The 14,304-nt window shown below is 60.6% G+C and carries 15 protein-coding genes and 2 pseudogenes; 7 read left to right on the top strand and 10 right to left on the bottom strand.

All coding sequences use genetic code 11. From position 1 onward, the window contains the following. Positions 1-40: 40 nt before the first annotated feature. Positions 41-1,173 (bottom strand): annotated as a pseudogene (gene earP, locus AB4O25_RS26810) (elongation factor P maturation arginine rhamnosyltransferase EarP). Between the two features lie 132 nt (positions 1,174-1,305). Between earP and AB4O25_RS26805 the strand changes: the two are divergent. Then, on the top strand, positions 1,306-1,674 hold the full coding sequence (locus AB4O25_RS26805) for a hypothetical protein (protein WP_017529382.1): 369 nt from the start codon (positions 1,306-1,308) through the stop codon (positions 1,672-1,674). A 14-nt stretch (positions 1,675-1,688) separates the two neighbouring features. Then, positions 1,689-2,171 (top strand): GreA/GreB family elongation factor, encoded by a 483-nt coding sequence (locus AB4O25_RS26800; protein WP_065876592.1) that lies wholly within the window; start codon positions 1,689-1,691, stop codon positions 2,169-2,171. Positions 2,172-2,176: 5 nt separating this feature from the next. On the opposite strand, the gene cysB is transcribed toward AB4O25_RS26800, so the two are convergent. The 5 genes from cysB to AB4O25_RS26775 form a co-directional block, all read right to left on the bottom strand. After that, a complete protein-coding gene (cysB, locus tag AB4O25_RS26795; protein ID WP_003189876.1) occupies positions 2,177-3,151 on the bottom strand; it encodes an HTH-type transcriptional regulator CysB in 975 nt (324 codons plus the stop codon). A 104-nt stretch (positions 3,152-3,255) separates the two neighbouring features. Continuing rightward, positions 3,256-3,756 (bottom strand): universal stress protein, encoded by a 501-nt coding sequence (locus AB4O25_RS26790; protein ID WP_017529384.1) that lies wholly within the window; start codon positions 3,754-3,756, stop codon positions 3,256-3,258. A gap of 53 nt (positions 3,757-3,809) precedes the next feature. Beyond that, on the bottom strand, positions 3,810-4,727 hold the full coding sequence (locus tag AB4O25_RS26785; protein WP_065876594.1) for a 5'-nucleotidase: 918 nt from the start codon (positions 4,725-4,727) through the stop codon (positions 3,810-3,812). A 16-nt stretch (positions 4,728-4,743) separates the two neighbouring features. Further along, the gene (locus AB4O25_RS26780) at positions 4,744-5,697 is read right to left on the bottom strand and encodes a putative 2-dehydropantoate 2-reductase (RefSeq protein WP_460150174.1); all 954 of its coding nucleotides are present in this window, start codon (positions 5,695-5,697) and stop codon (positions 4,744-4,746) included. Beyond that, positions 5,694-6,080, bottom strand: a complete 387-nt coding sequence (locus AB4O25_RS26775; protein ID WP_017529387.1) for a YbbN family protein — start codon at positions 6,078-6,080, stop codon at positions 5,694-5,696. Before AB4O25_RS26775 ends, AB4O25_RS26780 begins: the two co-directional genes overlap by 4 nt. On the opposite strand from AB4O25_RS26775, the gene AB4O25_RS26770 reads away from it, so the two are divergent. Together AB4O25_RS26770 and AB4O25_RS26765 are read left to right on the top strand one after the other, a co-directional pair. After that, entirely contained in the window at positions 6,079-6,513 is a 435-nt protein-coding gene (locus AB4O25_RS26770; RefSeq protein WP_065876596.1) for a PilZ domain-containing protein, read from the top strand. The two genes, AB4O25_RS26775 and AB4O25_RS26770, sit on opposite strands and share 2 nt — an antisense overlap. A gap of 130 nt (positions 6,514-6,643) precedes the next feature. After that, the gene (locus tag AB4O25_RS26765; RefSeq protein WP_065876597.1) at positions 6,644-7,720 is read left to right on the top strand and encodes a 3-deoxy-7-phosphoheptulonate synthase; all 1,077 of its coding nucleotides are present in this window, start codon (positions 6,644-6,646) and stop codon (positions 7,718-7,720) included. A 57-nt stretch (positions 7,721-7,777) separates the two neighbouring features. On the opposite strand, the gene AB4O25_RS26760 is transcribed toward AB4O25_RS26765, so the two are convergent. Next, positions 7,778-8,059 (bottom strand): GNAT family N-acetyltransferase, encoded by a 282-nt coding sequence (locus AB4O25_RS26760; RefSeq protein ID WP_003189869.1) that lies wholly within the window; start codon positions 8,057-8,059, stop codon positions 7,778-7,780. A 612-nt stretch (positions 8,060-8,671) separates the two neighbouring features. On the opposite strand from AB4O25_RS26760, the gene oprI reads away from it, so the two are divergent. Continuing rightward, on the top strand, positions 8,672-8,923 hold the full coding sequence (oprI, locus tag AB4O25_RS26755; RefSeq protein ID WP_003172710.1) for an outer membrane lipoprotei OprI: 252 nt from the start codon (positions 8,672-8,674) through the stop codon (positions 8,921-8,923). 166 nt (positions 8,924-9,089) lie between these two features. On the opposite strand, the gene AB4O25_RS26750 is transcribed toward oprI, so the two are convergent. The 3 genes from AB4O25_RS26750 to AB4O25_RS26740 all read right to left on the bottom strand — a co-directional run bounded on the left by AB4O25_RS26750 (position 9,090) and on the right by AB4O25_RS26740 (position 11,101). After that, positions 9,090-10,058 (bottom strand): L,D-transpeptidase family protein, encoded by a 969-nt coding sequence (locus tag AB4O25_RS26750; RefSeq protein ID WP_017529390.1) that lies wholly within the window; start codon positions 10,056-10,058, stop codon positions 9,090-9,092. Between the two features lie 86 nt (positions 10,059-10,144). Next, positions 10,145-10,438: a hypothetical protein gene (locus AB4O25_RS26745; protein WP_460150173.1), complete on the bottom strand. Its 294-nt coding sequence runs from the start codon at positions 10,436-10,438 to the stop codon at positions 10,145-10,147. A gap of 57 nt (positions 10,439-10,495) precedes the next feature. Continuing rightward, entirely contained in the window at positions 10,496-11,101 is a 606-nt protein-coding gene (locus tag AB4O25_RS26740) for an arylesterase (protein ID WP_017529392.1), read from the bottom strand. Between the two features lie 10 nt (positions 11,102-11,111). Between AB4O25_RS26740 and AB4O25_RS26735 the strand changes: the two genes are divergently transcribed. After that, positions 11,112-11,795 (top strand): ABC transporter ATP-binding protein, encoded by a 684-nt coding sequence (locus tag AB4O25_RS26735; RefSeq protein WP_017529393.1) that lies wholly within the window; start codon positions 11,112-11,114, stop codon positions 11,793-11,795. Beyond that, a pseudogene (locus AB4O25_RS26730) lies at positions 11,795-14,303 on the top strand (ABC transporter permease). Before AB4O25_RS26735 ends, AB4O25_RS26730 begins: the two are co-directional and overlap by 1 nt. The last annotated feature ends 1 nt before the right edge of the window (position 14,304 follow it).

The raw sequence follows: 14,304 nt of genomic DNA, 5'->3' as shown, positions 1-14,304 counted from the left end.
CCGAAATTTGGATGGGATTTACAAAATTCAAGGTGGCGTATCATATCCAACTTTCATAAAACTGTACCAGCGCCGTCGCAAGATCGGCCTGCAAGGCCTGTTCCAGAGGCCACGTTTGGGCGTGCCGACTCACTTGCGGCCAGTGCTCCAGCAGCATTTTCCACGGCTGCACCATATCGCCTTCGGTGTTCCAGGCTTGCCAGAGCGCAACCAGTGCAGCCTTGGCGGCCGGCGATAACGCCGCGGTGTACAACGCAAGAAAAGCATCGAGCTTGTCGAGATGGATGTCTTCGTCCTGGCGATAGATATGCCACAGCAACGGCCGCCCGGCCCACTGGGCGCGCACGAACGAGTCTTCACCGCGCACGGCATTGAAGTCGCAGCACCACAGCAAGCGGTCATATTGCTCCTGGCGCACGAACGGCAGCACCTGCACGGTCAGGCCGTCGCGTTGATGCACATCCCCCGCCGCCAGCCGCTCTACACCGAGCCAACGTTGTACGTCGCCGAGGATGCGCCCCTCCGGCACCAATAGATGAGTGGCATGCCCGTCCGTCGACAAGACGTCCAGCCAACCGGCCAGGCCGGCGTTTTCGTAGGCAAACAGGGAATACAACCGCGCACCGGCTGCCGGAAATACACCCAACCCCTGCAAGAATTGTCGCTGTGCTGTGGCATCCGCCTGAAATGCCTGACGTTGCTCAAGCAACCCCGCCTCACGCAACAGACCACCGGTACCGGCGCGGAAGCCAGGGAAAAGAAGTACTTCTGCACCCCCTTGAACTTCACCGACGGCAGGCGATGACAGCCCACCACCCAGTCCTCGGCGCTCAGGTAATCCAGATTCATCCACAACGGCGTGCGCTCACGCTCGGCCATGGCTTCCATATAGTCAGGCGGTAACTGGCAGGCGAACGCGGCAATCACCACGTCGGCCGCCGGCGTTGCCGACCATTCGGCCGGCCAGTGGCGTACTTCGACGCCGTCTTGCCATTGTTGGGCCGACTGCACGTCAATGTCGGGGCACATGCGCTCAAAGGCGCGCAGGTCATCGACCCACAAGCACACGGCACAGCCGTGCTCCGCCACCAATTGCCGGGCCAGGCGCCAGGTCACGCCGATGTCGCCGTAGTTATCGACAACGCTGCAAAAAATATCCCAGCGGGCTTTCATTCCGGGCTCCAACACTCAAAGGCTCGATTGTCCGCATAAAAGCGCTGATGCAGAAGGCTTGATCGCGATTATTCTGCACAGTGGCTGTGCGACAATCGCGGCCACGCCGTCAATGCCTGCCAGGAGGCCATCATGTCCGAACGTCCGTTGTCGCTGTTCAAGCTCAGTGCTGCCGTGGCTTTTGGCCTGTGGCTGGGGTTTATCGCTATTGTGCTGACCGCCTGGCTGGCATCGCGCTACCTGTTCCCACACAGCCTGGCCCCCGTCGCCCAAGCGGTTCAGCAGTTGGGCAAACCGGCCGCTGCTGCGCCGGAGCCGCCCAACCGCATGTTTGAGCAGTACCAACAGAACCTGCAAAAGCAGGAACAGCAGCAAACCCTGGACCAGGTACGTAACAATGCGCGCAACCTGTCCAACCCCAAATGCCAGTTCTGGCTGCAACAGGACCAGAACGCCCCGAATGAAAAAAGCCGGGCGAATGTCCTGCAATTCTGCGATTGATGACCCATTACCCCATGAATAAACACGCCGTTCTCCAACTGATCCTGGAAAAACTCAACGTCGACCTGGAGACCGCCCAACGTGCGGCCCAAACCGCCTACGAAACCGCGACCCACGAAGAAAACATCGCGGAAAACAAATACGACACCCTGGGGTTGGAGGCTTCTTATCTGGCGGCCGGACAGGCCAAGCGGGTCGAAGAGATCCGGCAGTCGCTGGCGCTGTGCCAGAACCTTCAGTTGCGCGCATACGATGATCAGCGCGGGATCGAACTCGGTGCGCTAGTGGGTCTGGAGGATGAGAACGGGCGCCAGCAATGGCTGTTCCTGGCACCCGATGCAGCGGGGTTGAAGGTGGATGTGGTCGGGCAACCGGTAACCGTCATCACGGCGCGCTCCCCCTTGGGCAAAAACCTGCTGGGCAAGCGCATCGATGATGAGGTGGAGATTCTGGTGGCGGGCGCCCAGCAACACTTCACTGTCACCGAGGCCCGCTGACGCCGTTAGTGGACAGGCAGTTCTACGCCGTCAAACAGCTCTTCCAGTTCCTGTTTGTTATGGCACTGAATCGCCTTGGCCATGACTTCACGGGTCAGGTGCGGCGCGAATTTTTCGATGAAATCGCACATGAAGCCACGCAGGAAGGTGCCACGACGGAAGCCGATCTTGGTCACGCTGGACTCGAACAGCTCGCTGGCATCGAGCACCACCAGGTCTTTGTCGAGGTTGGTGTCGACCGCCATCTTGGCGACGATCCCCACGCCCAGGCCCAGGCGCACGTAAGTCTTGATCACATCGGCGTCGGCGGCGGTGAACACCACTTTAGGCGTAAGGCCGCGATGGCTGAAGGCTTCGTCGAGCTTGGAACGCCCGGTAAAACCAAAAACGTAGGTGACGATCGGGTATTCAGCCAGGGCTTCCAGGGTCAGCTTCGGCAGCTTGGCCAATGGGTGGCCCTGAGGGACGACCACGCAGCGGTTCCAGCGGTAGCACGGCATCATGACCAGGTCGCCAAACAGCTCGAGGGCTTCGGTGGCGATGGCGAAATCCACGGTGCCATCAGCGGCCATCTCGGCAATCTGCATCGGCGAACCCTGGTGCATGTGCAGGGCCACGTCGGGGTATTGCTTGATGAAATCGCGGATCACCGGCGGCAATGCATACCGTGCCTGAGTGTGCGTGGTGGCGATCGACAGGGTGCCCTTTTTCTCGTTGGAGAACTCCTGGGCGATCTGCTTGATGCTTTCGACTTTACGCAGGATCTCGCCGGCGGTGGTGATGATGCGCTCACCGGCCGGGGTGACACGGGTCAGGTGCTTGCCGCTGCGCGCGAACACTTCGACGCCCAACTCATCTTCGAGCAGGCGGATCTGCTTGCTGATACCGGGTTGCGAGGTGTAAAGGCTTTGAGCGGTAGCGGAAACGTTGAGGTCGTGGTGCGCCACTTCCCAGATGTAGCGCAGTTGTTGGAGCTTCATATGTGTCCCTCAAAGCAGATAGACGCCACGGGTATCAGCGACGGTATATAACTATATTAAAGGTCAGACAGATAAATCTAGAACTTTTTTATCGTTTTCACCCTTCACACGTCATCACTGCGTCGACGTTGTAACGACGGCACCAGGTAAACCGGCACCGTAGACAGCTGCAACACACGTGCAGCGGTGCGCCCAAGGGGCGTGGCGGCTGGCGTTGCATCGCTGTGACTTCCTACGATCAACAAGTCGACGGAAAGTTTGCGCAGTTGGTCGAGAATCACCTCGCATGGGTCCCCCTGGATCACCCGTACCGAGCGGATCAACTGCAGGTCCTGCCCGCCCTCTCCCAATTCCTCGCGAAAACTGTCGAGCACCCGTTGCTCGATAGTCGCCAATACTGTGGTCATCCCCTGGCTCTGCCACTCAATCAAGGCCTTTTCATCCAGGTAACTTTGCAACACCGACTCAGCGAACAGCCCGATTGGCTCGACCACGTGGATCACATACAGGTCCGCCTTGAACGTTCGCGCCAGCGCCAGTGCATGCTGCATCACATACGGGGCATACAGACCGAGGTCTGTGGCATACAGCATCGAACGAATCATAAAACCTCCTGGACTGCCAGGCTGGAGGAGATTGAATGAGCTTAGCAGCGCCCTCAGGGCTCGGCCTGAATCCTCACTTCGTTACTGATGCCATGGGGCACATGCCCGGTGGCCACCACTTCCCTGGCTTTTTCGCAGTGACCGGCCTGGTCGTCGAAAAACACATCGGCGGCAAACGCTTCCAGAAACGCGGATTTCTCCAGCCCACCGAGAAACAACGACTCGTCCAAACGGATATCCCACTCACGCAGTGTGCGAATCACGCGCTCGTGAGACGGCGCCGAGCGGGCGGTAACCAGCGCCGTGCGGATCGGGCAGGCATCGTCTGGAAACTCGCGCTGCAACAAGTTGAGCGCCGCCAGGAACCCCTTGAAGGGGCCGCCATGCAAGGGCTGTCGGGCCGATTCGCGCTCGCTGGCCTGGAACGCCGCCAAGCCGCCGGCCTGGTAGACACGCTCGGACTCATCGGAAAACAACACCGCGTCACCGTCAAAGGCGATGCGCAACTCTTCACTGCAAGCACGACGCGCGCCGCCGGACAAAATGGTCGCGGCCGCGAAGCCGGCGTCCAGGGCACTGCGCACATCTTCAGCATGGGTCGAAAGAAACAGGTGGCAACCAAATGCCGCCAAATAAGGATAAGGACTACGCCCGCCTACGAAAGCGGCGCGGGAAATATCCAGGCCGTAATGCTGGATCGAGTTGAACACACGCAGGCCGGTGTCTGCGCTGTTACGCGACACCAACACCACCTCGACCCGGGCGCGCCCCAGGCTGGCGTTGAGGCTCAGCAGTTTCTTGACCAGCGGGAAGGCATCGCCGGGTTCGAGGATTTCCTCCTCGTGCTCGATCTGGTATTTGCGGTACGCCTCCACCCCTTGGGCCAGGTAGACCTTGTGGCTGTCGCTCAGGTCGAACAGTGCCCGCGACGAAATCGCCAGCACCAGTTTGTCGCCCAATCCCGTTGCCATGACGCTTCCCCCCGACTCAGCGGTTGTGCCGATCAATAAAACTCAAGGCCTGGTACAGCGCCTGTATGCGCGGCAACTCGCAACCGGCGGCCGTCGCGGCCGCCAGAGGTCGAGCATAGATTGCCGCCAGCTCCAACGGGCGTTTGTGCACGTGATCGTGGTACATGCTCGGCAGGTAATCCTCCATGCTCTCGGTCATGGTGAACATCTGCTCGGCGTAACTCTGGGGAATATCATGGCCGCAGGCATGGGCGCCCTGCACCACTTCGGCCATCAGCGCCTGGATCAACGCGCGGCTGGACTCGTCCGCCATCATCGCGGTGGTGCCGCTGCCCAACAATACCGAGAGACCGTTATAAGGCACGTTCCACACCAGTTTGTGCCAGCGCGCCTGATGCACATTGGCCATGGCCTGGGATTCGATGCCGGCTGTATGAAACAACGCAGCGCCGGCTTCGACAATGGCCTTCTGGCGGGCCTCATCGTTGGCCGCCGTGCCGCTGTGGTAGCCCAGATTGACGCGCCCCAGCGCCTGGTGCTCGACCACACCCGGGCCCGAGCGGTGCACACCGATGTAGCACAGGCCACCGAGCAGATGCAGCGACGCCGGCAGGTGCTCACGCAGGCTGTCTTCCACATCCAGGCCGTTCTGCAGCAAGATCACTTTGGCGTCGGGAGCCGCGACCTGAGCAATGGTCGGCGCCAGGTCGACATTGCCCGTGGATTTGGTGCCCACCAGCAACCAGTCGCACGGCGGCATGTCGGCGGCCTGGGCGTAGGCCTGCACCGGGTGCAGGTGCAATTCGCCGTGCAGCGTGCTGTTCAGGCGCAAGCCGTGCTCGTTGACTTGGGCGTACTCGCTGCGCAACAGGAAGTGCACATCGAACCCGGCGCGCGCCAGCATCACACCGTAGAAACCACCGATGGCGCCGGTACCGATGATGCCGATGCGCGGGGATTGAGTGGTCATGGCAAGTCCTCTGGTGTGCGGGTAAGCGCTTGATTGATCGCGTCGGTAAGGTCGGCAGACGTAAGGCGGGCCTGTAGCTGTCCGAGGAATTGACCCTCGCACACCACGAACAACGCGGGCAAATGAAAAATTTGGTAACGCTCGACCGCGCCGCCGTTGTGCCCGGCATCCACCCAGCACACGCGGTCTACCGGCAGTTGCCAGCCGGGTAATTGCTGGCGCGCCCAACGGCAACTGGAACAGCCCACACTGGTGAACACCACCAGCGAAATGCCTGGCAATCCCAGCAATTGCTGGTCAATATCCAGGTCGGTCAATTCCTGTTCCTTCACTATACTGCTGCTGCCGCCGTCAACTGGACGGTGCTCGGAGTCCGTGTACATGGGTCGTTTTTTACCTCACCCTGATGATGTCGCCGCACTGTTGATCCAACGTCCTTCCCCCGCCCTTCCCCGCCAACGCCTGCACACTATCGGCCTGGGCGGCATCGCCTGCAATTGCCCACGTGCCTGGCGCCAGGGCACAGCGGTGGATCTGCATATCCCATCCCTGGGCGCCACTGCGCGTTATCCGGGCTACGTGGCGTGGTGCCGCAAGGTCGAAAGCGGCTACCGCGTCGGTATTTCATTTACCGATGAACATGCGTTGTTCGGTGCGCGAATGGGTGAGCAAGCATGCCGGATGGAACGCTACTGCCGCCAGCACGAAGATGCCGAGCCAACCCCCGCGCAAGTCGAAGCCTTGGCCCGCGAGTGGGTGTCGCGCCATGCCGGCGAGTTCTCCCATGAGGCATTTGTGCGGCCGGCACTGGATTAAAGCGGGCTTTGCCCATTGTCGCGGCCCCGTGTTACGCGCTAAGGTTCCTCCCCCTGCATCCAAATCATGCTGTGCTCCGCCGCACGGGGATGGCTGGCGGCCGGCACCCGTGACCCTGACGAGTAACACGATGGCTGATTTACCGATCAATGACCTAAACGTCGAATCCAACGAGACCCTGATCACACCTGATCAGCTCAAGCGCGAAATTCCTTTGAGCGAGGCTGCCCTGCAGACCGTCACCAAAGGCCGCGAAGTCATCCGTGAGATTCTTGACGGCACCGACCACCGCCTCTTCGTCGTCATCGGCCCTTGCTCGATCCACGACCTCAAGGCCGCCCACGAATACGCCGAGCGCCTCAAGGTGCTGGCGGCGGAAGTGTCCGACACCCTGTACCTGGTGATGCGCGTCTATTTCGAGAAGCCGCGTACCACTGTCGGTTGGAAAGGCTTGATCAACGACCCGTACCTGGACGACTCGTTCAAGATCCAGGACGGTTTGCACATCGGTCGCAAATTGCTGCTGGACCTGGCCGAGATGGGGCTCCCCACCGCCACCGAAGCGCTGGACCCGATTTCTCCGCAATACCTGCAGGACCTGATCAGTTGGTCGGCCATCGGCGCGCGCACCACCGAATCCCAGACCCACCGCGAAATGGCGTCCGGCCTGTCCTCGGCCGTCGGCTTCAAGAACGGCACCGACGGCGGCCTGACCGTGGCGATCAACGCGCTGCAATCGGTCTCCAGCCCTCACCGTTTCCTGGGTATCAACCAGGAAGGTGGCGTCTCCATCGTCACCACCAAGGGCAATGCCTATGGTCACGTGGTGCTGCGCGGCGGCAACGGCAAGCCAAATTATGACTCCGTCAGCGTTGCCCTGTGCGAACAGGCGCTGAACAAGGCCAAGATCAAGCCAAACATTATGGTCGATTGCAGTCACGCCAACTCCAACAAGGACCCGGCCCTGCAACCACTGGTGATGGAAAACGTCGCCAACCAGATCCTGGAAGGCAACCAGTCAATCATCGGCCTGATGGTCGAGAGCCACCTGAACTGGGGTTGCCAGGCCATTCCAAAGGACTTGGCCGACTTGCAGTACGGCGTGTCGATTACCGATGCCTGCATCGATTGGGCCGCCACCGAAAACACCCTGCGCAGCATGCACGCCAAGCTCAAGGACGTATTGCCCAAACGCAAACGCACCTGAATTGCGACACAAAAACGCCGGGCTAAGCCCGGCGTTTTTGTGTGCGCAGTTTATTCCTTACAGCTTCGCGGCATGGCGCTGATGGCGCTCCATGTAGCGTTCGACATAGGAACAGGATGGAATCACCGTGTAGCCTGCCTCTTCGGCAAACTTCAAGGCCTCTTCGGTCAATGCCGCCGCGATGCCACGGCCCCGCAGTGCGTTGGGCACGAAGGTCCGATAGATATCCAGGGTCTGCTTCCCGAGGTCCATATAGGTCAGATAGGCACGATGACCGTCCACATTGGTCTCGAACTGATGACCAGCCTGGTCATGGTGGATGGACAACGCCTCGCTCATCACTACTCCTCGCGGGTCTTGGTTTCTGACCCCTACCTTACCGATGTTTTTCCGGCGAAGGAACATCTACGCCACCCCGTGCCGGTTTCGACAACGAGAAAACCTTTAGCGCTCACAACCAGCACGTAGGGAATAGTAGGCACCAATCCCGCGATTGCTCAAGGCGCACTCGTCATCCCCTGCCGCTGGTGGATATAGAAAGAGCCCCCGACCCATCTGTGATCGAAAGCCTGAACATTGCCGGCAGTTGAACCTTGAGACGAACAGGCGCTCTTAAAGTCACCTCTACATGCGTGAAAGATACGCGACCCGGCAACACCCAACTGAACGAAAGTGTCGGCGCAGATATATAAAATTTCATCTATTCACGCGGCTCAACACATGCGGGCCGGCCCTTTCAGCCTGGGTAGCGTTTGCCTCCAATGAAAAAAATTGGACACTTTTTATACAAATCCCCAAAAGGTTAGCCAAAATAGATTCGCCGCGAGAATTTTTTTTGCTTCTTGCGCTACGTCAGTTTACTTACTACAAGTAATGGGTAGTATGTACGCCGGCTATTAGCTCACTCTGAGAAAGTAGCCATTTAATAGAAAGTCCTTGAAGGGGAACACGATGAACAACGTTCTGAAATTCTCTGCTCTGGCTCTGGCCGCAGTTCTGGCTACCGGTTGCAGCAGCGTCTCCAAAGAAACCGAAGCTCGTCTGACTGCAACTGAAGACGCAGCAGCTCGCTCCCAGGCCCGTGCAGACGAAGCCTATCGTAAAGCTGATGAAGCTCTGGCTGCTGCTCAAAAAGCACAACAGACTGCTGACGAAGCTAACGAGCGCGCTCTGCGCATGCTTGAAAAAGCTAGCCGCAAGTAATAATCCCTCGGGGTTGTTATCAAGCCGATCCATTTATGGGTCGGCTTTTTTATTGCCTGAATGCATGAAGGGCTTGCTCCCGATAGCAGTGTAGCCGCCAGCACATCAGGTACTGACCGACCGCTATCGGGAGCAAGCCCCCTCAAACATGGTTGTTCGCTCGGGTTTATTGCTGCAGATCGATCGGCGTGCTCGAGGCTATAGGCGCTGCACCCGGCACCCCGATTTCGGTGGGCAAACCATCTTCCGCCGCCACCACATCACGCACTTGGTCCCAATTGACCCGCAGGTTATTGGCCAGGTCTTCACGCTTGAGCAAAGCGTTGATCACCGCCGTGTGCTTGTCGACCACCGACGGCGTGCCATCGTCGTTCAACGGCGTATGCGCCTCCAGATAGACCTTGCCGCCGCTGCTGCCGAACTTGTACGCATCGTTGATGATGCGCACCGAAGTGCCCACCGGCACCATGCCGGCCATCTCCAGCACGTTGTTGTTGAACATGCGGAAGCAACCATGGCTGGTACGCGTGCCGATGCCGAACTTCATGTTGGAACCGTGAATCAGGTAACCCGGCGTGCCCAGGGTGAACTTGAACGGCCCCAAGGGGTTGTCCGGGCCGGCCGGTACCACATTGGGCAGCGGGTCGCCGTTGGCGGCGTGTTCTGCCTTGATCGAGGCGGGCGGCGTCCAGGTCGGGTTCGGCGTCTTGGCGATGATGCTGGTATGGGCAATCGGCGACCCCCAGCCCTCACGACCAATCCCAAGCGGGAAGGTGTAGACCACGTTCTGGCCCTTGGGGAAATAATAGAGCCGATACTCCGCCAGGTTGATCACGATGCCCTCACGCGGCCCCGGTGGCAGGATGAAGCGTGTCGGCAACACGACCTCGGTGCCCGCCCCCGGCAACCAGGCATCGACTCCCGGGTTGGCGGCAACCATCTCCGAATACCCCAAGTCGTAAGTGGTGCCCAGGTCGGCAAAGGTGTCTTCGTACTTGGCCTTGATCACCTGCACTTGCCCGACGATGTCTTCACCCGGCGGCGGCAAAGGCAACTGCAAAGCGGATGCAGAACCGGCCGCACAAAGTGCAGCAAGAGACAGGCAGCAGGTAACGACGGAAAGGCGCGACAACATCCGGAAAATCCTTCGCAGAACGACGGGTAGGTAAAAATCGATTGTATACGTGAAGCGAGCTTGTAGCTGCAAGCGTGTAGAAGCTACTAGAGTTCGAAACGCAGCTCCGGCCAGATTGGCGGCGTGCCACGCTTTTGGGACTCCAGGATCGCGCGGCACAAGAGGCACAGGCGCTGGTCCTGAAAGATCGAACGGTCGACCACCGACCAGCGTGGTTGCGCCGGCAATAACGTGCCGCACAGCGTGCGATCAATGGAGCCGCCCAATTCCAACTGTCGCGTCACCAAATGCACCCGCACTTCCTGGCAGGCGAACAGATCCAGCTGCTCGTCAGGCTCGATCAGTTGGTAGTTAAACAAGGACCAGGCAGGACGCGACATCAGGGGCTCCAGATCGGGGGGCGCCACCTTAGCCGAAAGCCTGCCGGTAGAAAAGCGTCACAGCAGGGGTTTTAGCGTCGGCCAGACATTTTCCAGCAACTTGCCTTGCGCGGCGACCGCCGGGTGCAGCCCATCAGCCTGCATCAGCTCCGGATGGCCACCAATGCCTTCAAGGAAAAACGGCACCAACGGCACCTTTTTCTGCTCCGCCACGTCACTGAATACCTTGGCGAAAGAATCGACATAACGTTTACCGTAATTGGGCGGAATCTGCATGCCCAGCAACAACACCTTCGCGCCGCTGTCCTGGGACTTCTGGATCATCGAAGCAAGATTTTGTTGCAATTGCGCCGGCGGCTGTCCGCGCAGGCCATCGTTGCCACCCAACTCGATAACCACCACGTCCGGCTTATGCTCTGCAAGCGCCGCGGGCAGCCGTGCCAGGCCTCCGGCGCTGGTATCACCGCTGATGGAGGCGTTGACCACTTTATCGTCGAAACCCTCCTTCTTGAGCCGTTGCTCCAGCAAGGCAACCCAACCTTTGCTGGTATCCAGGCCGAAACCGGCACTGATACTATCGCCAACGATCAGGACTGTACCCGCCGCTGCGTTCTGGGCCATGCACATCAAGGCCAGGCCAGCACTCAAAAACCACATTCGCATCGGATTCTCCATGGGCGCAAGCATTCTCATCGCGCGGGACCTTAGCAAAGTGGTTCCCAGCGCGGAAGGTGAACTGACTATCCTGCACGAACTGAGCCTGGAACTGAACACAGGCGATAGCCTGGCTATTGTCGGCAGCTCCGGCTCAGGCAAATCCACCCTCCTCGGCCTGCTGGCCGGCCTCGACCTGCCAAGCAGCGGCGAGGTCATCCTGGCCGGGCAAGCCCTCAGCACACTCGACGAAGACCAACGGGCGCGCATCCGCGCCGAACACGTAGGCTTTGTGTTCCAGTCGTTCCAGTTGCTCGACAGCCTCAATGCATTGGAAAACGTCATGCTGCCGCTGGAACTGGACGGCCGCAAAGACGCCCGCGAGCGCGCCAAACATCTGCTGGAACGCGTAGGCCTGGGCCAGCGCCTGACCCATTCGCCGCGCCAATTGTCTGGTGGCGAACAACAGCGGGTAGCGATTGCCCGTGCGTTTGCCGCCGAACCGGACGTGCTGTTTGCCGATGAACCCACCGGCAACCTCGACAGCCACACCGGAGAGCGCATCAGCGACTTGTTGTTCGAACTCAATAAAGAGAGCGGCACGACCCTGGTGCTGGTCACCCATGACGAGCGCCTGGCCCACCGCTGCCGACGTCTCATCCGCCTTGAAGCCGGCCTGATGGTCGCACCCCTGGAGCCTTGATGGCACGTTTGCCGCTGTTGCGCCTGTTCAGTCTTGCCATGCGCCAATTACTGCGCGACGCCCGCGCGGGCGAATTGCGTGTGTTGTTTTTCGCCCTGCTGGTAGCGGTAGCCGCCAGTACCGCCATCGGTTACTTCGGCGCGCGCCTCAATAGCGCCATGCTGTTACGCGCCACCGAGTTCCTGGGCGCCGACCTGGTGCTTGAAGGCAGCTCGCCGGCCCGCCCCGAACAAATCAAATCCGGCACCGAACTGGGCCTGAACCATGCTCGCGTGGTGGAGTTTTCCAGCGTCATTGCCACCGACAACGGCATCCAGCTGTCCAGCATCAAGGCCGTCAACGAGCAGTATCCGCTGCGTGGCGAGCTCAAGAGCGCCGCGGCCCCCTTCGCGGATGAAACGGCGGGGGCGGCCCGAAACCCGGCGAAGCCTGGGTGGAGGCTCGGTTGCTGACAGCGCTCGAACTCAAGGTGGGCGACAGTATCGATGTGGGCATGAAAACCCTGCGCCTGGCCCGTGTGCTGACCTATGAACCCGATCGCGCCGGCAATTTCTATAGCCTCACGCCTCGGGTAATGATCAACCTGGCGGACCTTGACGCCACGGGCGTGGTCCAGCCCGGCAGCCGCGTCAGTTATCGCGAGTTATGGCGCGGGCCGCAAGACAGCACCGCACTGCAAACCTATCGTGACCTGATCAAACCCGGCCTTGCGGCCAACCAGCGCCTGCAGGATTCACGGGACGGCAACCAGCAGATCGGCGGCGCCCTCGGCAAGGCCGAACGCTACCTGAACATGGCCAGCCTGGTGGCGGTGCTGTTGGCCGGTGTGGCTGTGGCCTTGTCCGCCAACCGCTTCGCCACCCGACGCTTCGACGCCAGCGCACTGTTGCGCTGCCTGGGTTTGTCGCGACGTGAAGCCATGATGCTGTTCAGCCTGCAACTGACTGTGCTGGGCCTGTTGGCGAGCCTGGCCGGCGCCCTGCTCGGCTGGCTTGCGCAGTTTGGCCTGTTCTACTTCCTGCACGACTTGTTGCCAGCCGATGTCCCACCTGGCGGCCTGTTACCGGCCGTTGCCGGGGTCGGCACCGGGCTGGTCGCGCTCGCTGGTTTCGCGCTGCCGCCGCTGGCCGCGCTGGGTCGCGTGCCACCGCTGCGGGTATTGCGACGCGACTTGCTGCCTATTCCGTCCAGCACGTGGATGGTCTACGGCGCCGCGCTGTTTGCCCTGGGCCTGATCATGTGGCGCCTGAGTCTCGACTTGGTGTTGACCTTCGCCCTGCTGGGCGGTGGCGTGGTGGCTGCATTGGTGCTGGGCGGCTTGCTCCTGCTGTTGTTGCAAAGCCTGCGGCGCCTGTTGGCTCGAGCATCCCTGCCCTGGCGCCTGGGCCTGGGCCAGTTGCTGCGCCACCCCCTCGCGGCGGCAGGCCAGTCCCTGGCGTTTGGCTTGATCCTGCTATCCATGGGCCTGATCGCCCTGCTGCGTGGCGAATTACTCGACACCTGGCAAAACCAGTTGCCCAAGGACGCACCCAACTATTTCGCCCTGAATATCCTGCCGGCCGACAAGGACGCCTTTGGCGCCCGCCTGCTTGAAGTCCAGGCGCAATCCGCGCCGTTGTACCCCGTAGTACCAGGGCGACTGATCAGCATCAATGGCGAACCGGTGCAAGAGATTGTCAGCAAGGACTCCAGCGGTGACCGCGCGGTACAACGCGACCTGAGCCTGACCTGGGCCGCCGACCTACCGCCCGGCAACGCCCTGACCGCGGGCTCGTGGTGGTCGCAGCAACCCACCGATGACATTCCCGGCGTCTCGGTGGAGGCCAAGGTCGCGCAAAGCCTCAAGCTCAAGCTCAACGACCACTTGGTGTTCACGGTGGCGGGGAAAACCGCGAAGCTCGGGTGACCAGCCTTCGCACCATCAACTGGGATAACTTCCAGCCCAACTTCTTTATGATTTTTCAGCCGGGCACCTTGAAGAATCTGCCCGCCACCTACCTGACCAGTTTTTACCTGGCGCCGGGTCATGACCAGCAGATCGTCGACCTGTCGCGGGCCTTCCCCGCAGTGACCATCCTGCAGGTCGAAGCCCTGCTGGAGCAATTGCGCAGCATCCTCGCCCAAGTAACCTTGGCGGTGGAATATGTGCTGTTGTTCGTACTGGCAGCCGGGATGGCGGTGTTGTTCTCAGGCTTGCAGGCCACACTGGATGAACGCATCCGCCAGGGCGCGCTGCTGCGAGCGCTGGGCGCGGAACGCGCGCTACTGGTGAAGGCCCGACGCATCGAGTTCGGCTTGCTGGGCGCGGTAAGTGGTTTGCTGGCGGCATTGGGCACCGAGCTGGTGACCTGGGTGCTCTACCGCTACGCCTTCGACCTGGCCTGGCACCCGCACCCGTGGCTGTTGCTGCTGCCGGTGATCGGCGCCGTACTGATCGGCGCCGCCGGGGTATTCGGCACACGTCGCGCGCTGAATGCCAGCCCACTGACGGTATTGCGCGAAGGCTGAA

This window comes from Pseudomonas sp. S3_A03 (assembly GCF_054668275.1).
The sequence above is the reverse complement of the archived record's forward strand: the minus strand, read 5'-3'. Positions and strand labels throughout refer to the sequence as shown.